We start from the raw sequence: 793 nt of genomic DNA on the forward strand, positions 1-793 counted from the left end.
TGCTTCATGAACGCTAATACCGAAATTTTTACTGTATTTTAATTTTCCAATCACACTTGTATAAGCGGGGTTTACTGTTTTAACAGAAAATCCGTTACAAAGAGACATACGAATTAAACTGTTCAACATCTTTTTATACGTAAATTGATGGAAATTACGATTACTGTATTTATCAGTATCATGAGATTGTTGAAACTTTAAATCTTCTAAAACAATTCCACCTACATTGTTTTCCAACAACCATGTTTTAATTTGTTGTACGATTTGTCCAATTATCGTGGCGCGTTTGTTTGTTGAAAACGCATTCAGATTGTGTAGATAAAAAATTTTTGACCCTTTAAAATTACCTTGTTTTGTACATAAACTAACTGCAATGCGGTCCGGATTTACATCAATTCCTGCAATTACATCTGATTGTGGTGTTTCCTTGAAATCTAGTACACGACCTATTTCTGTTTCATCAAACGCAATATTTACATAAAATTCATTTTGTTTACGAATGATTTCTACACTATATTTTTGATGCTCTATAATCGGTTTTCCTTTTGGCTTTACACCGATTTGCTTTCCCATAAAGACATTTGTGATTTGATGATAAAAATGATATGGAATGATAATCGGAACTTTGATTCGTGGGCTTTTTGTTTTTCCATTTGTTCGTCCTAATGGATTTGCAATTTCTAACCATCCTTGCCCACAGTCATCAACTGTAATGCGCATGTTCAAATTCCCTTTTTTGCTTTTATCTCCACGAGAATATAATTGTCGTGTCCGCAAATCTTTCCATTCTTGA

The 793-nt window shown here is 32.7% G+C and carries 1 protein-coding gene; it reads right to left on the reverse strand.

Features of this window, described 5'->3' with window-relative positions:
* Nucleotides 1-793 (reverse strand): IS200/IS605 family accessory protein TnpB-related protein (locus tag FOT98_RS31225; RefSeq protein ID WP_144291254.1); only part of this gene is annotated, 793 nt, incomplete at both ends.

The organism is Bacillus sp. HY001 (assembly GCF_007558965.1).
Lineage (GTDB): Bacteria > Bacillota > Bacilli > Bacillales > Bacillaceae_G > Bacillus_A > Bacillus_A mobilis.